At 67.5% G+C, this 20,649-nt stretch carries 16 protein-coding genes; 8 read left to right on the top strand and 8 right to left on the bottom strand.

From position 1 onward, the window contains the following. Positions 1-46 precede the first annotated feature (46 nt). Genes recC through recD form a run of 3 tightly spaced genes read left to right on the top strand, consistent with a single transcriptional unit; the run spans position 47 to position 8,755 of the window. On the top strand, positions 47-3,505 hold the full coding sequence (gene recC, locus ACFQDH_RS04330) for an exodeoxyribonuclease V subunit gamma (RefSeq protein WP_382398818.1): 3,459 nt from the start codon (positions 47-49) through the stop codon (positions 3,503-3,505). Next, the gene (locus tag ACFQDH_RS04325) at positions 3,502-6,960 is read left to right on the top strand and encodes a UvrD-helicase domain-containing protein (RefSeq protein WP_382398816.1); all 3,459 of its coding nucleotides are present in this window, start codon (positions 3,502-3,504) and stop codon (positions 6,958-6,960) included. The genes recC and ACFQDH_RS04325 overlap by 4 nt, the downstream gene beginning before the upstream one ends. Next, a complete protein-coding gene (recD, locus tag ACFQDH_RS04320) occupies positions 6,947-8,755 on the top strand; it encodes an exodeoxyribonuclease V subunit alpha (RefSeq protein WP_382398814.1) in 1,809 nt (602 codons plus the stop codon). The genes ACFQDH_RS04325 and recD overlap by 14 nt, the downstream gene beginning before the upstream one ends. Positions 8,756-9,029: 274 nt before the next feature. Here recD and ACFQDH_RS04315 read toward each other — a convergent pair whose 3' ends face one another. Further along, the gene (locus ACFQDH_RS04315; protein WP_382398812.1) at positions 9,030-9,650 is read right to left on the bottom strand and encodes a response regulator; all 621 of its coding nucleotides are present in this window, start codon (positions 9,648-9,650) and stop codon (positions 9,030-9,032) included. Further along, on the bottom strand, positions 9,647-10,861 hold the full coding sequence (locus tag ACFQDH_RS04310; protein WP_382398810.1) for a sensor histidine kinase: 1,215 nt from the start codon (positions 10,859-10,861) through the stop codon (positions 9,647-9,649). The genes ACFQDH_RS04315 and ACFQDH_RS04310 overlap by 4 nt, the downstream gene beginning before the upstream one ends. 160 nt (positions 10,862-11,021) lie before the next feature. Here ACFQDH_RS04310 and ACFQDH_RS04305 point away from each other — a divergent pair, with 160 nt between their 5' ends. Genes ACFQDH_RS04305 through ACFQDH_RS04295 form a run of 3 tightly spaced genes read left to right on the top strand, consistent with a single transcriptional unit; the run spans position 11,022 to position 12,807 of the window. Continuing rightward, entirely contained in the window at positions 11,022-11,741 is a 720-nt protein-coding gene (locus tag ACFQDH_RS04305; protein ID WP_382398808.1) for an ABC transporter permease, read from the top strand. Between the two features lie 2 nt (positions 11,742-11,743). Continuing rightward, entirely contained in the window at positions 11,744-12,106 is a 363-nt protein-coding gene (locus ACFQDH_RS04300) for an FtsX-like permease family protein (protein WP_382398806.1), read from the top strand. A 14-nt stretch (positions 12,107-12,120) separates the two neighbouring features. After that, positions 12,121-12,807: an ABC transporter ATP-binding protein gene (locus ACFQDH_RS04295; protein WP_382398804.1), complete on the top strand. Its 687-nt coding sequence runs from the start codon at positions 12,121-12,123 to the stop codon at positions 12,805-12,807. Between the two features lie 5 nt (positions 12,808-12,812). Here the strand turns inward: ACFQDH_RS04295 and ACFQDH_RS04290 are convergent, their stop codons facing one another. The 3 genes from ACFQDH_RS04290 to ACFQDH_RS04280 form a co-directional block, all read right to left on the bottom strand. Beyond that, positions 12,813-14,096 (bottom strand): aminoacyl--tRNA ligase-related protein, encoded by a 1,284-nt coding sequence (locus ACFQDH_RS04290; RefSeq protein ID WP_382398802.1) that lies wholly within the window; start codon positions 14,094-14,096, stop codon positions 12,813-12,815. 271 nt (positions 14,097-14,367) lie between these two features. Further along, complete coding sequence (locus ACFQDH_RS04285; protein ID WP_382398800.1) at positions 14,368-14,682, bottom strand: hypothetical protein; 315 nt, start codon at positions 14,680-14,682, stop codon at positions 14,368-14,370. Between the two features lie 44 nt (positions 14,683-14,726). Further along, positions 14,727-15,770 (bottom strand): OmpA family protein, encoded by a 1,044-nt coding sequence (locus tag ACFQDH_RS04280; protein ID WP_382398798.1) that lies wholly within the window; start codon positions 15,768-15,770, stop codon positions 14,727-14,729. Between the two features lie 96 nt (positions 15,771-15,866). Here ACFQDH_RS04280 and ACFQDH_RS04275 point away from each other — a divergent pair, with 96 nt between their 5' ends. Continuing rightward, a complete protein-coding gene (locus ACFQDH_RS04275) occupies positions 15,867-16,334 on the top strand; it encodes a PPOX class F420-dependent oxidoreductase (RefSeq protein ID WP_382398796.1) in 468 nt (155 codons plus the stop codon). A gap of 82 nt (positions 16,335-16,416) precedes the next feature. Here ACFQDH_RS04275 and ACFQDH_RS04270 read toward each other — a convergent pair whose 3' ends face one another. The 3 genes from ACFQDH_RS04270 to ACFQDH_RS04260 form a co-directional block, all read right to left on the bottom strand. Then, complete coding sequence (locus ACFQDH_RS04270) at positions 16,417-18,057, bottom strand: DHA2 family efflux MFS transporter permease subunit (RefSeq protein ID WP_382398794.1); 1,641 nt, start codon at positions 18,055-18,057, stop codon at positions 16,417-16,419. A gap of 172 nt (positions 18,058-18,229) precedes the next feature. Beyond that, positions 18,230-18,793: a dienelactone hydrolase family protein gene (locus tag ACFQDH_RS04265; protein ID WP_382398792.1), complete on the bottom strand. Its 564-nt coding sequence runs from the start codon at positions 18,791-18,793 to the stop codon at positions 18,230-18,232. Beyond that, the gene (locus tag ACFQDH_RS04260) at positions 18,790-20,181 is read right to left on the bottom strand and encodes an MFS transporter (protein ID WP_382398790.1); all 1,392 of its coding nucleotides are present in this window, start codon (positions 20,179-20,181) and stop codon (positions 18,790-18,792) included. Before ACFQDH_RS04260 ends, ACFQDH_RS04265 begins: the two co-directional genes overlap by 4 nt. A 38-nt stretch (positions 20,182-20,219) precedes the next feature. Here ACFQDH_RS04260 and ACFQDH_RS04255 point away from each other — a divergent pair, with 38 nt between their 5' ends. Then, on the top strand, positions 20,220-20,642 hold the full coding sequence (locus ACFQDH_RS04255; protein ID WP_382398788.1) for a hypothetical protein: 423 nt from the start codon (positions 20,220-20,222) through the stop codon (positions 20,640-20,642). Positions 20,643-20,649: the final 7 nt, after the last annotated feature.

Genomic DNA, 20,649 nt, shown 5'->3' with positions numbered 1-20,649 from the left:
GTCTCCTTGCTGTCTGGACTCCTTCAACTATTGATCCCCAACGCCGATGTCGCAAGGTCGGTTCCTTCGTGCGGTGCGACACCCGGGCGTCGGTCCGGCGACATACAGTCGTGCCCGTGACGTTGATCCTGCACCGTGCCGAGCGCACCGACGCGCTGGCCGAGGGCTCGCGCGGCTGCTGATCGACCCTCTGCAGGACCCGTTCGCGCAGGAGCTGGTCATCGTGCCGACGCGCGGTGTCGAGCGGTGGCTGGCCCAGTCGCTGTCCAATCGGCTCGGTGTCGGCCCGCGTGGTGGTGACGGCATCTGCGCAGGGGTGCGGTTCGTCGCGCCATACTCGCTGGTGGCGCTGCTGACCGGGCGGGAGCGGGACGACCCGTGGCATCCCGACCGACTCGTCTGGCCACTGCTGGAGCAGATCGACGCACATCTCGACGAGCCGTGGTGTCGCACCCTCGCCGGCCATCTCGGACACGGCGCCGCCGACGACCCCGACGGGCACAAGACCGGTCGCCGGTATGCCGTCGCGCGCCGCGTGGCGGGGCTCTTCACCTCGTATGCCGCCCAGCGGCCGAGCCTGCTCACGGCGTGGGGTGCGGGGCAACTGACCGACGGCATTCGCGGGTCGATGCTCGACCCGGACCTCGTGTGGCAGGCGAAACTGTGGCAGCTGCTGGTCGGCGCAATCCCTGAGCCGACACCGGACCAACGCCATGCGCGCACGGTGGAGACGCTTCGTGCGGGGCAGGACCCGGCGCCGAATGCCGCACTGCCGCCACGCATTTCGTTCTTCGGGCACACCCGGATGCCAGTCACCGAGTTGGAGTTGCTGGAGGCGCTCGCCATACATCGGGACGTGCACCTGTGGCTGCCGCAGCCGTCGGACGCACTGTGGGAGGCTGCCTCCGGCATACCTTCAGGAGCGGTGGCACGAGTCGACGACGACAGCGCAGAGCTGGTACGACACCCGTTGCTCGCCTCACTCGGACGCGATGCGCGGGAGTTGCAACGCGGCCTGCCCGTGGCGGAGGACCACACCGAGGCGGAGGAGGGGCCGCTCGCACCGACGACGGTGCTCGGGCTGTTGCAACGTGACATCCATCGCAACTCCTTGCCGGACAAGGAGATTCGGCGCCAGCGGCTGGCCGCGCCCGAGGACCGCTCGCTGCAGGTTCACGCGTGCCACGGAACCGCACGCCAGGTCGAAGTGCTCCGCGAAGTGCTGACCGGCCTGCTGCAGGACGACCCGACGCTGGAGCCGCGCGACATCCTGGTGATGTGCCCTGACATCGAGAGCTACACGCCACTGATCCAGGCAGCCTTCGGACTGCGGGAGCAGTCGGGTCCGACGTCCTCGGTCGGCCATCCCGCTCACACATTGCGGGTCAAGCTCGCCGACCGCTCGCTCGCCCGGGTCAACCCACTCTTCGAAATAGCTTCTGATTTGGTCGATTTCGCGGTCGGTCGCCTTCGGGTGAGCGATCTGCGGGCACTCATCGCCAGGGAGCCGGTGCGCCGGAGATTCGGTCTCGACGAGGAGGACCTGGAGCGCATCTCCGAATGGATCGACGAGGCGCAGATCCGATGGGGTCTGGACGGCGATCACCGGCGGCGGTTCGAGCTGGCAGATATCGACCAGAACACCTGGCGGTTCGGCCTGCGACGGCTGCTGCTCGGCGTGACCATGGGCTCCGCCGGAGGCGCGGCCCTCGGTGAGGTGCTGCCGGTCGACGACGTCGAGAGCGGCGACATCGACCTGATCGGCCGGTTCGCCGAGCTGATCGACCGCATCGGCGGCTCCCTCGACGCGCTGCTCGCTGCCCGCACTGCCGACGAGTGGATGGTGGCCCTGGCCGCCGGCGTTTCCGGTCTCGGTGCGGTCTCGCACGAAACCACCTGGCAACAGGCGCAATTCGACCGGGAGCTGCAGCTCGTCCGCAGTATGGCGGCCGGTGGCACTGCGCTGCGGGTCAGCGATGTCCGGGAGCTGTTGCGGTCGCGACTCGAAGGTCGCGCGACACGGGCCAACTTCCGCACCGGCACCATCACGGTGTGCACCATGTTGCCGATGCGCTCGGTGCCGCACCGCGTCATCTGCCTGCTAGGTCTCGACGACGGAGTCTTCCCACGTAGCAACGGGATTGACGGTGACGACGTGCTCGCCCGCACTCCGTTGACCGGTGAGCGCGATCCGCGCAGTGAGGACCGCCAGTTGTTGTTGGATGCCGTGCTGGCCGCGACAGATCACCTGGTGGTGACCTACACCGGCGCCGGCGAGCACACCGGTGCCGAGCACCCGCCGGCCGCGCCGCTGGGCGAGCTGATCGACGCCGCTCGCAGGTGCGTCACCTGGCCGGAAGGCCGTGACGTCGTGGTGCGGCATCCGCTGCAGCCCTTCGACGCGCGCAATCTCGTGGCGGGTGCGTTGGGCGCTGCCGGGCCGTTCAGCTTCGACCGCACCGCCCTCGTCGGCGCTCGCGCGGCGCAGCACCAGCGCCCGGCGGACCCGCGGCTGCTGACCGGGCCCCTGCCGCCGCAACCTGCCGACGACGTGAACTTCGCTGACCTTGCACGCTTCTTTGCAGACCCTGCAGCGCATTTCGTGCGGCGCCGCCTCGATGTGGCGCTGCCCTACGAAGAGCAGGAGACCGGCGATGCGATGCCGATCACGCTCGACGGACTGCAGTCCTGGCAGATCGGCGATCGGGCGCTGCAGGAGTCACTGGTCGGCACCGCGCCGGACGACATCACCCGGATGGAGCGACTCCGCGGCGCCATACCTCCTGGGGCACTGGGTGACGAAGTCCTGCGCAAGACGATCACCGGAGTGACTGCGCTTCGCGGACCTGTGGTGCCCTTGCTGGTTCGGGAGACCTCCAGCATCGACCTCGACGCGCGGCTGCCCGACGGGCGACGGGTCACCGGCACCGTCGGCGACCTGCGCGGCGACGTGCATCTCGCGATCACCTATTCCACATTGCGCGCCAAGCAGCGGCTGCAGTCATGGTTGACGCTGCTCGCTCTCGCATCGGCCGCTCCCGACCGGCCCTGGCAGGCGGCGGTCGCCGGATGGTTGCGTGGCGGTGCCAATCGGCAAGCGGGCTACTACCTGGCCGGCGGCCTCGACCAAGAGACCGCGACCCGCCATTTGGCCGAGCTGGTCGACGTCTACGACCGAGGCATGTGCGGCCCGATCCCGTTGGCGCTCAACACTTCCCTGGCGTATGCCGAGAAGCTGACACAGCGTCCCGGCAACGAACGCTTCGCCGCCGAAGCCGCCCAAAACAAGTGGGACAGCAGCGGATTCGGTGAGCGGCGCTTCCCCGGCGACGGCGATCAGCCCGCGCAGCAACTCCTGTATGGCGGCACGCTTCCCTTCGCCGACCTGCTGGCCGAGCGGCCCGAGGACGACGAGACGTGGAACGCCGCCACCAGTCGGCTGGGTCAATACGCGTTGCGCGTGTGGAGCCCGCTCCTCCAGCAGCAAGGCGCCCACACCTCATGATCACCCCATTGCTCGACGAGCCCTTCGACATACACGGACCGTTGCCGACCGGCACGACAGTGCTCGAGGCGAGCGCGGGCACCGGCAAGACGTGGACGATCGCCGCCCTGGTGACGCGCTACGTCGCGGAGGGCGTGCACACGCTCGACGAGCTGCTGGTGGTCACCTTCGGCAGGGCAGCGTCCCGGGAGCTGCGCGAGCGCGTCCGCGAACAACTGGTCGCGTGCGTCGAGGCACTGGACGACCCTGACGCCATACCGACCGACCCGCTGCTCGCAACGCTCATCGCCGTCGATCCGGTCGAGCGTGTCGCCCGCGCGCGCCGGGTGCGTGATGCCCTCGCCGCGTTCGACGAAGCGACGATCGCGACCATTCACCAGTTCTGCCACCAGGTGCTGCGGGGGCTGGGCATCGCCGGTGACACCGACGCCGGAGCGACGCTGGTCGAGGATGTCGACGACCTGCTGATGGAGGTCGTCGACGACCTCTACCTACGCGGCTTCGCCCGGCAACAAGGTCCCGCGGAGTTCAGCCTCGCCGACGCCCGCCGGATCGCCCGCACGGTTGCCGGCGACCCGAGCGCGCACCTGGTGCCGACGAACCCGAAGCCCGGGTCGGCCGCGGCACGCAAGGTCGGCTTCGCGCATGCGGTCCGTGCTGAGCTGGCCCGCCGCAAGCGTCGACTCGGTCTGCTGACCTACGACGACCTGCTCTCCCAGGTCGCCGATGCCTTGCGCGACGAAGACGGCCCGGCGCGGCAACGCCTCCGGCGACAGTGGAAAGTCGTGCTGATCGACGAGTTCCAGGACACCGATCCCGTGCAGTGGGAGGTCTTCGATCGGGCTTTCCGTGGACACGCCGCGATGGTGCTGATCGGCGACCCGAAGCAGGCGATCTACGCCTTCCGCGGCGGCGACGTCACGACCTATCTGCAAGCCGCGCGCACCGCAGGCGTGCGTCGGACGCTCGGCACCAACTGGCGCTCCGACGCCCCACTCGTCGAGTCGCTCGGTCACTTCCTGAGCGGCGCGGCGCTCGGTGACCCCGACATCCTGGTGCACCCGGTCGTCGCGAGCCACACCGAGAGCCGTCTCGTCGGGGCTCCCGACCCGGCGCCCTTCCGGATCCGGCTGCTGGGCACCGATCAGGTCAGCCGATCGCAGCTGACCAGGGACGACGCGATCCGCACAGCGGCATACCGCGAGCGCGCCGCACAGGACGCCGCCCACGACATAGCTCGGTTGCTCAACTCCGCTGCCACATATGACGATTCGGGACATGTGCGACCGATCGAACCCAGTGACATCGCGGTGTTGGCCTCCCGCAACGACCACCTGGCGCTGATGCAGCAGCAGTTGCGCGACGTCGGGGTCCCCGCGGTGCTGACCGGTGCCGGCAGCGTCTTCCGCACTCGCGCCGCACAGTCCTGGCGAACCCTGCTGGAAGCGTTGGACCAGCCGCATCGCTCGCCTCGGGTGCGTGCTGCAGCGTTGACGCCCTTCGTCGGCAAGACCGCCGCACAACTCGATGCTGACCCAGAGGGCGTCACTGAGGAAGTCACCGAGAAGCTGCGGCGGCTCGCTCTGGTTTATGAACACCGAGGCATCGCAGCCGTTTTCGAGATCTGCAACATCGACGGGCTGCCGGCGCGTGTGCTTGCCGAGATCGGCGGCGAGCGTGAGTTGACCGACCTTCGGCACATCGCGGAGGCGTTGCATGCGGTGTCGATGGACCGGGCCAGCGGGTTGCCCGCTCTGTTGGCCTGGTTGCGGGAGCAGGCCGAGCAGGACCGGCCCGCGTCCGGTGATGCTCGCGCACGTCGTCTCGACAGTGACGCGCAAGCCGTGCAGCTGCTGACGATCCACGGCAGCAAGGGGCTCGAATTCCCCGTTGTCTACTTGCCGTTCGTCGCCGACCGGTGGGTCAGCGAGGACGACAACCCGCTCTTCCACGCACCGGGCGAGCCGCCGCAGCGGTCGATCTACGTCGGTCGTCCGGACAAGGAGACCGGCGCACTGGCCCGTCGGGAGGACGCCGGGGAGTCGCTCCGCCTGCTGTATGTCGCACTCACTCGCGCGAAGTCGCAGGTGGTGGCGTGGTGGGGGCCGTCATACAACACACCGGACTCGGCGATCCACCGCATGCTGATCGACCGCGACCCGGCAGCACCGACCGCCGCAGGCGTGGTCGCCGACTCACGCGGCCAGCGCACCTCCGAGCAAGCGGCGGCGCTCCTGCAACGCTGGACCGACGTGGGTGGTCCGCAGTGGGAGAAGGTCACCAAGGCCGGCGCAGATCCAGTCCGATCCGCAGTGGCAGCAACCAATCTCGCGATCCGCAGGTTCACGCGGGTGATTGACGAGGACTGGCGCCGCACCTCGTATTCCGCGCTGAGCCGAGTGCTCGAGACGATGCCCACCGACGGCGTCAGCAGTGAGCCCGACGCCGACGTCAAGACGGACGAGACCATCCTGGAAATCGGGTTGAGCAGCGGTGAGGAACGAGCCGCGCAAGCGGATCAAGTAGTCAACCAAGCTGGTCGAGTGCCGGAGGAACGAGCCGCGCAAGCGGATCGAGTAGTGGGTGAGGAACGAGCCCACGTATCGAGATCAGACCGCGGTCCGCTCGATGGGCCATCTCCCATGGCCGAGCTGCCGGTCGGTGCGACGTTCGGCTCCCTGGTCCACGCCGTCCTCGAGACCGCCGACGCGACGGCATCCGACCTGACGGCAGAGCTGACCGATCGGGTCCGCGAGCAACTGGTGCTGTGGCCGGTCAACGTCGACATCGCCACCCTGGTCGAAGCGCTCGTCGCGGTCTACGACACCCTCTCGGGCCATTGGCCGACTCGGTCACCTTGCGCGCGGTGGGTCGAGACAAGTTGGCAGAGCTGGACTTTGAGCTGCCGCTGGGCGCGCGGGACGGCACCGAGCGCGTGCGTCTGGGCCAGTTGGCCGCCATACTCCGTCGGCATCTGCCGGCCGGTGATCCGCTGCTCCCGTATGCTGATCTGCTCGACCACGAGGAGCTGGGTGGGCAGGTGCTGCGTGGTTACCTCACCGGGTCGATCGATGTGGTGTTGCGCGTCGGTGAGCGCTACCTGGTTGCTGACTACAAGACCAACTGGCTCGGTCCGGCCGACGAACCCTTGCTGCTCTCTGCCTACGGACCCGAGCCGCTCGCGGCCGCAATGGGGCACTCCGACTATCCACTGCAGGCACTGCTGTATGCCGCGACGTTGCACCGCTACCTGCGCTGGCGGCTGCCCGACTATGACCCGGAGCGACACCTCGGTGGCGTGCTCTACCTCTACCTGCGAGGTATGGCGGGCCCGGAATCCCCTGTGGTGGACGGCAATCCGACCGGTGTCTTCTCCTGGAGTCCACCGACAGCGCTGGTCATTGAGCTGTCCGACCTGCTCGACGGAGAAGGCGGTGCGTGATGACGATCGATGACGACGTGCGCGTGGTCCGGCACGCCGAGGGTGTGCTTGCCATCGCCAACCAAGCCGGCATTCTCGAGCCTGCGGACGTGCACGTCGCGCGGGAGCTGAGCAGCATTGCAGGAGAGTCTGATTCGTCGGTCACGCTCGCTCTCGCGCTCGCCGTTCGGGCGGTCCGCCGTGGCTCGATCTGCCTCGACCTGCACGAAGCCCTCGACCCCAGGTGGCCGACGAGCGACGAAGGAGCGTCTCGAGGTCCCGACTCCGACGAGACTGACGACGAGACACAACAGGACTTGCTCGACCTCTGGCCAACTGACGCCGACGCCTGGCTGCGCGCGGTGCAGGCGAGCACGCTGCTCCGATCCGGAGTGCTACGAGTCGAATTCGGTCTCATCTACCTCGACCGCTACCACCGAGAAGAGGTCCGCGTCGCAGACATCCTGCGGAGTCGCGCAGCGCAGGACCCACCGGTCGTCGACTCCGCGATCCTCCAAACCGGACTCGCTCGGCTCTTCGTCGGCGAGGCGTATGCCGAGCAACGAGCCGCCGCCGACAGCGCTGTGCGGCAATGGACGACAGTCCTGACCGGTGGCCCCGGCACCGGCAAGACCAGTACTATCGCCCGACTGCTGGTGCTGCTCGGCGAGCAATGGGAAGCGTCGGGACACACCCGCCCGATGCGCATCGCGCTCGCCGCCCCCACCGGTAAGGCCGCCGCCCGGCTCAAGGAGTCGATCACCCAGGCGGCTGCGCAGCTCAGTCCCGCAGATGCGGCGCGGCTCCAGGACCTCGATGCGATGACCCTGCATCGGCTGCTGGGCTGGAATTCCCGCAGCAGCAACAAGATTCGCTTCAACGAGACCAATCGTATGCCGCATGATCTGATCGTCGTCGACGAGACGTCGATGGTCGCGCTGACGATGATGGCCCGACTGCTGCGTGCGACACGGGCCACCAGCCGGCTGGTCCTGGTCGGTGACGCCGACCAGCTCGCTTCAGTCGATGCAGGTGCCGTGATGGCGGACCTTGTTGACGGCTATCAGCAGCTGGCGCCGAGCACCGTCTGTCGACTGGCCACCTCGCACCGCTTCGACTCCGAGATCGGCGCGCTGGCCTCCGCCATACGCGAGGGTCGGGCCGATGACGTGACCGACTTGCTGCGTCTCGGTGGCGCGGCGGTCAGCTGGCTCGAGGATGACGACCCGAGACCGGAGCTGCGTGGGCAACTGCTGGAGCACGCGCTGCGCCTTCGTGACCGGGCCACTGCCGGGGACGCCGAGGGCGCGCTCACCGTGCTCGGCGAGCACCGGCTGGTCTGCGCACAACGTACCGGCCCGCGCGGGGTGCGCTATTGGAACAGGCTGGTCGACGAATGGCTTTCCGAGGCGACCGGCGACCCGCTCTGGGAGCCGATGTATGTCGGTCGGCCCATCCTGGTCACCCGCAACGACTACGCGTTGGGCGTGCACAACGGCGACAGTGGCGTCGTCATGGGCGGCGGCAGTCGTGCCGTCGCACAGATCGGCACGGCCGCCGGACCGGTGCCGATCGCCGCCAGCCGCTTGTCGGACATCGAGACCATGCACGCGATGACCATCCACAAGAGCCAGGGCAGCGAGGCAGTCGAGGTTACCGTCCTGTTGCCTCAGGAGGAATCCCCTTTGCTGACAAGGGAACTCCTCTACACCGCGGTCACCCGGGCCCAGCGGCACGTCACGATCGTCGGCAGTGAGGAAACCGTCCGCGCCGCCGTCAACGCGCAGATCCGCCGAGCGACCGGCTTGCGTCAGCGCCTCGAGAAATAGCACCTCGCCGCCCGTCGGCGCCATGCCAAGCGCGTCGTATGGCGCGCGTTTGGCCCTGCGCAAATTCCCGGTCGCGCCCAGACCATGCCGATCGCGCTGACCCATGCCGTGCACGCGCTTGGCATGGCACAACCTTTCCGCCCCGCCAGCGCCATGCCCATCGCGTTCTATGACGCGCGCTTGGCCCTGGGCAAAGTTTCGGCCGAGCTCCGACCATGCCAAACGCGTCGTCGTATGCCGGACGCGCTTGGCATGTCACCGACCCCAGCGCCACTCAGTCCCGGAGCAGCCCCAGCTCCCGAGCACGCGCCACGGCACCGGTCCGCGAGTCGGCGCCCAGCTTCTCGAAGACGTGCACCAAGTGCGTCTTCACCGTTGCCTCACTGACGAAGAGCGTCTTGGCGACCTCGCGGTTGGAGCGCCCCTGCGCGACCTGCCGCAAGACCTCCAGTTCACGAGCACTCAACGTTGGCGCGGGGTTTCGCAGCCGTGCCAGCAATCGATCAGCGACGACCGGGGCAAGCACGGTCTCGCCGCGGGCCGCTCGATGGACCGCGTCGACCAGGTCGTCCGGCGGTGCGTCCTTCAGGAGGTAGCCCGACGCCCCCGCCTCCACCGCGCGCAGGATGTCCTGGTCGGTGTCGTATGTCGTCAGGATCAGCACCCGCGGAGCGTCCGGCTTCGCCAGCACCAGCTCGGTGGCGGCGACGCCGTCGATCCCGGCGCCCATCTGCAGGTCCATCAGCACGACATCGACGTCACACTCCTCCGCCAGTCGCACAGCGTCCTGGCCATTGGCAGCCTCCGCGACGACCTCGATCCCTGCGGTGGTCAACAACATTCGCAGCCCGGTGCGCACCACGGGGTGGTCGTCGACGAGCAACACTCTGGTCATCGCGGACCTCCGGTCGGGACCTGCACGTGCACACTGGTCCCCTCGCCGGGCGACGACTCGACCGAGGCGTGACCGCCGGCATCCCGCGCCCGCTCTCGTATGGCGCGCAGCCCGAAGCCGCCGGCCGGACTCGGGACGACCTCGGCAGTGGTGTCGAAACCGACGCCGTCGTCGGTGATGTCGAGCGAGATTTCGTCACCGAACCCGAGGGTGATGACTGCGTGTGCCGCCTGAGCGTGCTGGCGGACATTGGACAACGCACCCTGCGCGACTCGCAGTAGCGCCGCCTCGATCGCGGTGGGCAGCGGCCGCTCGGCGCCGTCGACCACCAGCCGCACGGCAAGCGCTCCCTCCTGCCGGTCAGCGAGTCGTTGCAGCGCTGCGGACAGCGGTGACCGCTCGAGATCCGTGGGGGTGAGCGCGTGCACAACGGTCCGCACATCGCCCAGGCCGGTCGCCGCCGACTCCTCGATCTGGCGCAGCACCTGGACCAGTCGCTCAGGGTCGGGGTCGCCGGCCAGCCCGGCACGGGACAGCAGCAGGATGCTGGAGAAACCCTGCGCGACGGTGTCGTGCACGTCACGAGCGATGCGGGCTCGCTCGGCCAGCACACCGGACTCCCGTTGTGCACCGTCCAACGCATCGTGGGTGGCCACCAGATCCTCTTGTGTCGCAACGAGTTCGGCATTCAAGGCACGTCGTCGTTCGTTCTCCCGCCGCAGCCCGGAGTAGATCCAGGAGATCCCGACCGCGACCAGTGCGCCGAGCACCGGCCCGAGGATCGAGGGCACCGTCGCCGTGTCCGGGAGGCGCAACTGGGCGAAGATCACCAGCGTCGTGCCGACGACGACGCCAGCGATCCCGGCCCATCGGGGCAACAGGTGCAGGCCGAGGAAGAACAGCGCGAAGACGACCCAGATCAGGTCGGCGCTGGCCAGCAGGAGCGCCGCCCAGCCGACGAAGAGGACGACGAACCAGACCCGTCCGACCGACGATCGATGGTCGCCGACGTGACCGGGCGTGAGGGCCAGGCCGAGCAAGTACCAGGCGAAGAGAGCCAGGCATCCGGACAGTAGCCAGAACGGATGACCCGACTCCTGGACGCCACGAATCGTGCCGATCACCAGTAGCACCACGAACAGCCCGTGCATGGCCATTTGCAAGGTGCGAATTACCGGTGCGCCGGACGTCGGGGCGTGGTCTTCGAGCATCACCCCCGACGCTATGGGATCAGGCACCTGTATGTCGCCTGCGGCGCATCCATCGATCGATTGAGTCGCGGGTCCATCGAAGCGGGCTTCCCGGTTCCACCGTTCTCCCGATGTGCTGGAAGGGGATACGCGATGGACTGAAGACAACAAGTTTTGGACCGTGACGAAGGAGAAGACGTTGTTCCTGGCAATCAGGGATCTGTGGTGGGCACGCGGCCGTTTCGCGTTGATGGCGGGTGCGATCGCGCTGATCACCCTGCTGGTGGTCATGCTGAGCGGTCTCACCGAAGGCCTCGGCAGGCAGAGCACGTCGGCGATCACTTCGCTGCGCGCGGACCAGATCGCGATGGAGCGACCGGCGTCGGGCGAGACGCTCTCGATGTCGACCAGCCGGATCACGGATGCCGCGCTGCAGAAGGCCAAGACGCAGCCGGGCGTGAGCGCCGCGGATCCCATCGGCATCAGCACGACCCGGGTCACGGTTGGCTCCACGCCCGCGCCGGCGACTCTCTTCGGGGTCGACCCGAAGGCTGCCGTCGCACCGTCGGGGCTCGGCCCGGACAGCGCCGTGGTCAGCAGTGAACTCGTGAAGGACCACACGATGCAGGTCGGCGACTCGATCTCGGTCAACGGCAAGACGCTCCGCGTCGCGAAGGTCGTGGACAACGCCTCGTTCAGTCACATTCCGGTGGTGTGGGTGCCACGGTCCCTGTGGTTGCAGACGGGGGCGCAGCCGGAGGGCAGGGCAGTGTGCTCGCGCTGCAGACGACGAACGGCTTCAACCCACAGTCCTTCGACAAGGCAACAGGCCTCGTCGCGGAGTCACGCGCCGGCTCGCTGTCGGCGATCGGGTCCTACTCCGCCGAGAACGGCTCGCTGACGATGATCCGCGGTCTGCTGATCGCGATCTCCGCCCTGGTGATCGGCGCGTTCTTCACGGTCTGGACGGTGCAGCGCGAAGGTGACCTCGCGGTGCTCAAGGCGATCGGCGCCCGCACGGCCTACCTGCTGCGGGACGCACTGGGGCAGGCGTTGCTGACCCTGCTGATCGGCGGCGGTATCGGCACCGCGGCCGCGCTTGCACTCGGCCTCGCGGTCCGCGGGCAGGTACCGGTCGTGATTGACCTGTCCACCGTCGCCGTCCCGTTCGGACTGATGATCGCTGTCGGCCTACTCGGCGCGACCACAGCACTCCGGCGAGTAGTGACCGTCGACCCGATGACAGCTCTTGCAGGTGCGCGATGACGAAAGGAACGAACATGCACGCGCTCGAAATCGACCAGGTGACAGTGCGATTCCGCGATGGGGAGGGCTGGACCTACGCGCTCCGCGACGTCTCACTGAACCTTGCACTCGGGGAGTTCCTTGCGGTCACCGGCCCGTCCGGGTCCGGAAAGTCCACCCTGTTGGCCGTCGCCGGGCTGCTGCTCACCCCGACCGCGGGCACGGTGCGCCTCGGCGGCCAGGACGTCACGGGCGACAAGGCGAATACGCGAACCGACCTGCGGCGCAGCGACATCGGCTTCGTCTTCCAACAACCGCACCTGCTCGGATCGTTGACGGCGCTTGAGCAACTGCAGATGGCCGCGCGCTTGGACGGTGACCGCTCGAAGGCCACCACGGAGCACGCGAAGGAGCTACTCAACGAGGTCGGCCTGGGCAGCGTCATGCACAAGCGTCCGTCGGCGCTGTCCGGTGGGCAGCGGCAACGGGTCGGCATTGCCCGGGCGCTGATGGGCGACCCCAAGCTGCTGCTGGTGGACGAGCCGACCTCGGCGCTCGACCACGAGCGAGGCGTTGCGATCATCGACCTGCTGCGCAACCTCACCACCGAGCGAAGCCTCGGCACGCTGGTGGTCACGCACGACCTCGGCACCCTCTCGCCGGATGACGAGGTTGTGCGTTTGGTCGACGGGAAGCTGGCAGTGGAGCAGCTCACCCACTGATGCCGTCATTCGGCAGGTTTCGGCCAGGTCGGAGCGGAGCGGGCAGCATACGCGTCGGCGAGTATGTCGGCGACGTCCTCCCGTGGCAGTGATCCGCGGTAGCCCGCGAAGACGTCATTCACCTGTACCGAGCCGTCGGCCGCTTCGGCGTCACCGATCACCGCGAACGCGTAGTCGCGGCGCGCACGGGCGTTCCGGATCCGCGCCCCCAGCGATCCGGCAGCGTCCAATTGCGCGCGCAGGCCCCGTGCCACCAAGGTGTCGACGAACTCCCGTGAGATCGCATCCACCGACTCCGACACCGGCAACACGGACAGCTGGATCGGGTTGAGCCACAACGGCATACGCCCGTCATACCGCTCAAGAAGTGCGGCGGTCACCCGCTCCATCGACCCGACGGTGCCGCGGTGGATCATCACCACCTGTTCCTTGCGGTCGTGCGGCCCGTCATACACGAGGTTGAAGCGCTGTGGCTGCACGAAATCCAGCTGCACGGTCGCGATGGTTTCTTCGTGCCCGTTGCCATCGATCACCTGCAGGTCCAGCTTCGGGCCGTAGAACGCGGCCTCCCCCGGCGCCTCCACCACCTCCAGCCCGTATGACGCCAGATCGACCGCGACGGCGGCCCGCCGCAACGCTTCGCCCGCGTCGGCCCACACCGCAGGGTCGCCGAGGTAGCCGGGACCGTCGTCCGGCAGCGACAGTCGGACGTAGTCGACGGCCAGGCCGAGCACCCGCTGCGCGTAAAGCGCTGAACGCAGGGCACTTTCGGCCTCGTCCGCGACCTGGTCCGGCCGGCAGAAGACGTGGGTGTCGTCCAGGTTGATCTGCCGAACCCGGGTCAGCCCGGACACCACGCCGGAACGCTCGGCACGGAACATCGGCGCGAGTTCGTTGAGCCGGATGGGTAATTCGCGGTAAGAGCGTTGCCGAGAGGCGTAGATCATCGCGTGGTGCGGGCAGTTCGCCGGCCGCAACACCAATTGATCACCGGGCAACTCGTCGCTCAACGCCATCGGGGGAAACATGTCGTCGGCGAATTTGGCCCAGTGGCCGGACTTTTCGAAGAGTGCGCGCTTGCCCAGCACCGGGGTGTGCACGCTGACACAGCCGTCGGCCCGGGCGATGTCACGGGCCAGGCGCTCCAACTCGTCACGGATCACCGACCCGGCGGGCAGCCACAACGGCAGCCCGGACCCGACGATCGGGTCGCCGGCGAAAAGGTCCAGATCTCGACCCAGCTCGCGATGATCGTGGCGTGAATGTGGTTCATTTTCAGGTGAATTCATGGCATCCTCGGATGTGTGGCCCGAAGTCACCTGCGGCACGAAAAACGCCCCGGAGGTGACTCCGGGGCGTTGATGTGCAGGTGGTTCAGTGCAGCACGGCGCAGCCGGAGGGATCCGGCGTCGTCGTCCGCTGTGCGTCATACATGAGGGTGAGTGTAAGGGGATCGACTGTCGCGTCGCATCCTCTTTGTCGCACTCTGACGGCGCGATTGACCAGTGACGGCCTAATTCGACCGTCAATGGTCAATCACGCCGTCAGGCTTGCGGGCAGTCAGGCCCGGTCCGCCACGAGGTATGCCGCACCGGCGCTGACCGCAGCTGCGGTGAACACCGACGGCCAGGCGCCGATCTTCTTGGCGAGCGGATGCGAAGCGCCGAACGACCCGAGGTAGATCGCGCTGAGCGCAGCAGTGCCGATCGGACCAGACTTGGCCAGCCACGTACGACCGGCATACACACCCGCGGCGCCGAGCACCACACCACCGAGCGGACGGATGCCGGTCTCGCGGGCAGCGAGGAAACCGCCTAGCAGTCCGAGGGCTGCGAGGGGTGCGGTCTGGACGTCGGTTGCTTTGCGAAGAGCCATGCCGCTGACTGTAATTCGCGACCCTGAGCCATCCCGAGGCGGTGCTACTTGTTGCCCCAGGAGATCGTCACGCGGCGGTTCTTCGCCCGACCGGTCGGGTTGTCGGAGCCGTCGGCCTTGGTGTTGGCCGCGATCGGCTGGGACTCGCCGTTGCTTGAGATCTTCAGCTGGACGCCGGGCAGCTTGCTCCGCAGCTCAGCTGCGACGGCGTCGGCACGCTGCTTGCCCAGCTTGAGGTTGAACGCGTTGCTGCCCTTCGAGTCGGTGTTGCCGACGACAGCGACGGTCTTGCCGGACACGTGCGACTTGATCGTTGCGGCGGTCTGGTCGACGACCTGCTTGCCCGAAGCGGTCAGCTTCGCGCTGCCGAACGCGAAGAGGACGTCGGCGTTCAGGTCGACCGTCGAGGTGTCACCGACGTTGCAGACGACATACCGGCCGGCCAGCTTGCCGCCCTGCGGCGGCTTGCCGGCGATCGTCTTCTTGCCGGACTTGTCGACATAGAACAGGCCGCTCTTGTCGGCGGCGCCCTTGGTCCCGTCGGACCCGACGAACTGCAGGCCGTCCTTGTTCGCGCAGGTCACCGAACCGTCGGGCAGCACACCGATGAGGCCGGACCGGTCCGCGATGACTCCAGCGCCCTTGCTGTCGACCGTGGACGGAGCGCCGTTGGCGGCGATCCACGTCGCCTGTGTGTCGGTCAGGGTGAGCGAACCCTTGGCGGTCTTGCTCTTCGTGTGATGCAGATCGGTGATCGGGGCGCCCGAGTCGACGGTGAAACGGATGCCGTTGGTGTAGACGAAGGTCACGGTGCTGCCCTCGGCATACCAGCCGCCGCTGTCGCCGAGCGCACCCGCCTCGGGACCGGTCCCGCCGGCGGATGACTGTCCGCCGGTGCTCGTACTCGGGGAGTCCGACGGCCCGGAACTCGGGTCCGCGCTGGTGGTCCTTGCGTCGCCGCCGGTCGGTTGTGACGTTGCGCTGCCGGTGGACACCGTCGCGCCCTGGTCCTGTTGCTGGCACGCGCTCAGCATTCCGGCAGTCGCCAGCACCACCGTGGCTGTCGTCAACGACGTGATTCGCTTCATGTCCCCTGATCCTTCGGTGTCTCGGTCGCGAGGTTTGATCGGTATGACGCAGCCGCGGCCGGACCGGCTCCGTCCATCCGCGCCTACGATCGAACCATGTCACCACGCATTGCCACGGCAGATCGGGTCGGTCGCGACGAGCTGCTGGACTTCGTCCGTACCCGCCATCGGGCCACGCTGGTCACCCACAAACGCAACGGCGCACCACAGCTGTCGCTCGTCACGTGCGGCGTCGGCGACAGCGGGGAGGTGCTGATCTCGACCTACCCGCAGCGCGCGAAAGCGTTCAACATCCGACGTAATCCGTTGGTGTCGTTGCTGATCCAGTCCGACGACTGGGACGACGCCTACGTCCAAATCGACGGCTCGGCCCGGGTGATCGACCTGCCCGAGTCGGTCGAGCCGCTCGTCGAATACTTCCGATGTATCTCCGGCGAACACCCCGACTGGGACGAATACCGCCAGGCCATGCGCGACCAGGGCAAGTCGCTGATCGCGGTCACCGTCACCGGATGGGGCCCGATCGCAACCGGCGGCTTCCCGCCGGAGATGGCGAAGGACTGACGACATACGAAGAAGGGCACCGACACTCAGGCGAGTGTCGGTGCCCTTCGTCACCTCGTATGACGCGAGGCGTTGACGAGTGTCAGTGCATCATGATCGGTGCGGCGTCCTCATCTGCAGCTGCCTCCGGCAACGGCTTGCGCGGCAGCATCAGCGCGGGGACGATCGTCAACAGGCAGAGCACCGCAGCAACCCAGAAGGTGTTACCGAAGGCGTGCCCGCCGGCGCTCTGTGCTTCCTTGAACAACGGCGCGAAGACCTGTGCAGCGTGCGTCGGGTGCGTAGCGAGGTCGGACAGCTGCGAGGCGATCGACGGGAAGTGACTGCTGACGTAGGCGGTCTGGTCGGCGGTCAGCTTCGGTGTATTGCCCGCGCGCTGCTGCTCTCCCAGTGACTGGGCGATGCCCACCGACGGGGAGCTCTTGAGGTGGTTGGTGAGCACCGTCGACATCACGGCGACACCGACCGAGGAGCCGATCTGCTGGACGATGTTGATCAGCGTGGAGCCACGGGCGATCTCGTGGTGCTTCAACGTCTTCAACGCCGATGTCATGATCGGCATCATCGTGCCGCCCATGCCCAGGCCCATGATGAACAACACCGGGATGATGTAGCCCCAATAGCTCGTGCTGCCATCGATCTGGGTCATCGCGAACATGCCGCCAATGATCAGCACCAGCCCGACAGGCACGATCCGGCCAACCGGGAACTTGTCGGTGAGTGCGCCGGCGATCGGCATCGTCAGCATGGCGCCGATGCCCTGCGGCGCAACGAGCAGGCCGGCGTTGAGGGTCGACTCGCCGCGGATCTGCTGGAAGTAGGTCGGCACCAGCAGCAGGCCACCGAAGAACGCCGCGACGAAGAGGAACATCGTGATCGTCGACATCGACAGCAGGCGGTTCTTGAAGAGCCGCAGGTCCAGCAGGGGGTGCTGCGGCCGGAAGGTGTGGAAGATGAAGGCGATGATCAGCACGATCCCGACGGCAGCAGGGATGATGACCTTGACCGAGCCGATGCCGTCGGACGGGATCGACGACACGCCATACAGGAAGAGCGCGAGGCCCGGCGACATCATCAGCATGCCGACGAAGTCGAAGGACTCCGACGGGGTCGGCTTGTCGTCCGCCAGTGCGAACCATGAGTAAACCAGCGCGATGACACCGATCGGCAGGTTGATCAGGAAGATCCAGTGCCAGCTGGCGTGCTCGATCAGGTAACCGCCGATGATCGGGCCGAGGATCGGACCCAGCAGCATCGGCACACCGAGGATGGCCATCAGGCGGCCCATCCGCTTCGGACCTGCTGCGTGGGTCAGGATCGTCATACCGAGCGGCATCAGCATGCCGCCACCAAGGCCCTGCAGGACGCGGAAGCCGATCAGCATGCCGATCGATTGCGCCAGTGCGCACAGCACCGAACCAAGGGTGAAGAGCGTGATCGCCAGCATGTAGAGGCGCTTGGTGCCGAATCGGTCGGCAGCCCAGCCGGTCAGCGGGATGACTGTCGCGAGCGAGAGTGTGTATGCCGTGACGGTCCACGCGACGGTCGAGTAGGCGACCGGCTGGCCGTTACTGCCGAACACGTTCTGGAAGGTCGGCAACGCGACGTTGACGACCGTGATGTCGAGGATCGACATGATTGCGCCGAGGACCACGACGCCGGCGATCTTGAGGACGGCGCCGTCGATTTCCTCTGGGTACTCAGGCGGTGCAGCGGTGGACACGCGGGGTGCTCCTTCAGGGACATGGAAATGCTTGTGGCAGTAGCCTGACCGTCGCCGGTTTCACAGCGGTTTCACCGGCAACTCTGCAACTTTTCGCAAAGAACCACCCAGGCGACTTGTCCAGCGTATTACGCGGAGGCTCTCTCCGGAAATGTAATTTTGATCCGCTTCGTCACCGCGTCAACAGCGCCGCGACCCGGTCGATGGTTGCCGCGGTGGCGGCCGCATCGCCTTCCGGAAGGTCGGTGTCTGTGAACAAGTGCCCCTTGCCCGCTGTCACGAAATCCTCGAAAGCAGCACCCGACGCGCGCACCGCGTCGCCCAGGGCCTGCAGGTCGGCCGGGTCGACGAAGGGGTCTTCGGCATACCGATGGACCTGCACGGGTTGCCCGCTCCACGTCCCGCGGCGGGGCGCGGCAACGCTGTGCATAAGAATCACCGCCGCAGCTTCCGGGCGGTCCGCGGCGAGGCGTTGCGCGAACGCGGCGCCGAGCGAGAATCCGGCCAGCACAGTGTCGGGCGGCAGCTCGTCGATGACCGGGCGGACGCGCGCCAGCAACTGTGCCGGGCCGACGTCGTCGCGGTGCGACAGACCCGCGCAGTTGTCGTCGAAGACATTGCCGGAGTAGTAGTCCGGCGTCACCACGTCGTGGCCGCGCTCGCGCAACGCGTCCGCGAAACGGGTCACGGCCGGCCGCAGCCCGAGGGCTGAGTGCAGCAGCAATATGGTGCTCATGACGCAATCACCTCAGCTGCATTCTCGTCCTTGGGCGGCGGCGCCGCACGCAACAGCACTGCGAGCAGTCCACCGAGCACCATCACGATGCCGACCAGCCACAAGCCGGTCTTCTCGGTGCCGGTGCCGTCCTTCAGCCAGCCGGTGAAGTATGGCGCGAAGAACCCGGCGGAGTTGCCGACCGAATTGATCAACGCGATGCCGCTGGCAGCAGCCGCGCCGGACAGGAAGTTGGTCGGCAGCGCCCAGAAGGTCGGCAGCGCGCACATGATGCCGGCGGCGCAGATCGTGACCGCCACCATCGCCGCGAACGGGCTCCCCAGATAGAGCGTGATCGGTATGGCGAGGCCGCCCACGATGGTTGGTCCGGCGACGTGCCAGACGCGTTCGCGGGTCCGGTCGCCGTGCAGCGCCCACGGGATCATGACGAGCGCGCCGACGACGTAGGGGACGGCGTTGATCAGGCCACGCTGCACGATCGAGTAGTTGGTGCCGTACTGGTCGGCGAAGCCGGAGATGATCGTCGGCAGGAAGAAGCCGAGCGCATAGAGGCCATAGACGATGCCGAAGTAGACGAACGCGAGCGCCCAGACCCGCGGCCGGATGAGCGACTGCAGGATGTTGACCTGGTAGGCGCGACTGCGGCCGCGCTCCTCCGCGTCCAGGGTGCGTTGCAAGGCGTCCCGCTCGGCCGGCGGCATCCACTTGGCGTTCTCCGGCCGATCGGTGAGGTAGAACCACGTGACCACACCGAGGATGACCGCCGGCACGCCCTCGACCAGGAACATCACCCGCCAGCCCTCCAGGCCGAGCCAGTTGTGCGCGTGCTCGATCAGCAGCGACGAGACCGGCGTCCCGATGGCGCTCGACAAGGGGACCGCGACCATGAAAAGCGCTGTCATCTTTGCGCGTTGGCGTTGCGGGAACCAGTAGGTCAGGTAGAGCACGATGCCGGGGAAGAAGCCTGCCTCGGCGATGCCGAGCAGGAACCGCAGGAGGTAGAGCGACCCGGCGTTGGGCACGAAGGTGATCGCCGCGGCGACGATGCCCCAAGTGACGAGGATGCGCGCGATCCAGCGACGTGCGCCGAACTTGTGCAGCGCCATGTTGCTGGGCACCTCGAGCAGGAGGTAGCCAAGAAAGAAGATGCCGGACGCGAAACCGAACATCGACCCGGACAGGTGCAGGTCGTCGTTCATGCCGTTGGGTCCGGCGAACCCGATGTTGGTGCGGTCGAGGTAGTTGACGAAGTAGAGCAATGCGACGAACGGCACCAGCCGTCGGACCGATCGTCGCACCGCGCTGCGCAGGATGGGATCGTCGGGGTCCGGGGCCGCAGCCGCGACGAGTGTGGTCAGGTCGGGGCCATCAGCACGCCTCTGCGTCATACGTGCAAACGTATCGGCATCCGCGATACAACTGGGTAGTGGATGGCAACCAGGTCTGGCACGTCAGAGATGGCGAACTCGTTGGGGATCGACCGGATTCATGGGTCTATGTCTGGCGGCTGCCGGACAGTCGCGACCCCCGCGCGAACGTCCTGTATGTCGGCACGACGGGTATGCCGCCCGCGCTGCGCACCTGGCTGCATCTGCACGCCAAGGACAAGGAGCTGGGCCGCGTCGCGAAGCGCTTCCCGAAGGTCACCACCACCGAGGCGGCCGACGTCTATGCGTTCCCCGTCCCGGCCGGCCTGTCGCGGCCCGTGGTCAAACACGCCCTGGTGCACGCCCTCGCCGACGCCGGCCTACTTGCCCCAGAGTATGTCGGCCCGCCTCTCGAAGGGGCGTCGCGAGTGAGCGACGCCGTGGCGTCATACATCGCGGAAGTGCTGGCCGAACTCACCTAAAGGTGTC

It is taken from the genome of Flexivirga alba, from assembly GCF_042661025.1.
In the GTDB taxonomy this organism is placed as follows: domain Bacteria; phylum Actinomycetota; class Actinomycetes; order Actinomycetales; family Dermatophilaceae; genus Flexivirga; species Flexivirga alba.
The sequence above is the reverse complement of the archived record's forward strand: the minus strand, read 5'-3'. Positions and strand labels throughout refer to the sequence as shown.

What these genes read in the sequence shown, in the direction of transcription:
- recC (WP_382398818.1), top strand. Translation starts at nt 47, where the DNA reads ATGTCGCAAGGTCGGTTCCTTCGTGCGGTGCGACACCCGGGCGTCGGT.
- ACFQDH_RS04325 (WP_382398816.1), top strand. Translation starts at nt 3,502, where the DNA reads ATGATCACCCCATTGCTCGACGAGCCCTTCGACATACACGGACCGTTG.
- recD (WP_382398814.1), top strand. Translation starts at nt 6,947, where the DNA reads ATGACGATCGATGACGACGTGCGCGTGGTCCGGCACGCCGAGGGTGTG.
- ACFQDH_RS04315 (WP_382398812.1), bottom strand. Translation starts at nt 9,650, where the DNA reads ATGACCAGAGTGTTGCTCGTCGACGACCACCCCGTGGTGCGCACCGGG.
- ACFQDH_RS04310 (WP_382398810.1), bottom strand. Translation starts at nt 10,861, where the DNA reads ATGCTCGAAGACCACGCCCCGACGTCCGGCGCACCGGTAATTCGCACC.
- ACFQDH_RS04300 (WP_382398806.1), top strand. Translation starts at nt 11,744, where the DNA reads ATGATCCGCGGTCTGCTGATCGCGATCTCCGCCCTGGTGATCGGCGCG.
- ACFQDH_RS04295 (WP_382398804.1), top strand. Translation starts at nt 12,121, where the DNA reads ATGCACGCGCTCGAAATCGACCAGGTGACAGTGCGATTCCGCGATGGG.
- ACFQDH_RS04290 (WP_382398802.1), bottom strand. Translation starts at nt 14,096, where the DNA reads ATGAATTCACCTGAAAATGAACCACATTCACGCCACGATCATCGCGAG.
- ACFQDH_RS04285 (WP_382398800.1), bottom strand. Translation starts at nt 14,682, where the DNA reads ATGGCTCTTCGCAAAGCAACCGACGTCCAGACCGCACCCCTCGCAGCC.
- ACFQDH_RS04280 (WP_382398798.1), bottom strand. Translation starts at nt 15,770, where the DNA reads ATGAAGCGAATCACGTCGTTGACGACAGCCACGGTGGTGCTGGCGACT.
- ACFQDH_RS04275 (WP_382398796.1), top strand. Translation starts at nt 15,867, where the DNA reads ATGTCACCACGCATTGCCACGGCAGATCGGGTCGGTCGCGACGAGCTG.
- ACFQDH_RS04265 (WP_382398792.1), bottom strand. Translation starts at nt 18,793, where the DNA reads ATGAGCACCATATTGCTGCTGCACTCAGCCCTCGGGCTGCGGCCGGCC.
- ACFQDH_RS04260 (WP_382398790.1), bottom strand. Translation starts at nt 20,181, where the DNA reads ATGACGCAGAGGCGTGCTGATGGCCCCGACCTGACCACACTCGTCGCG.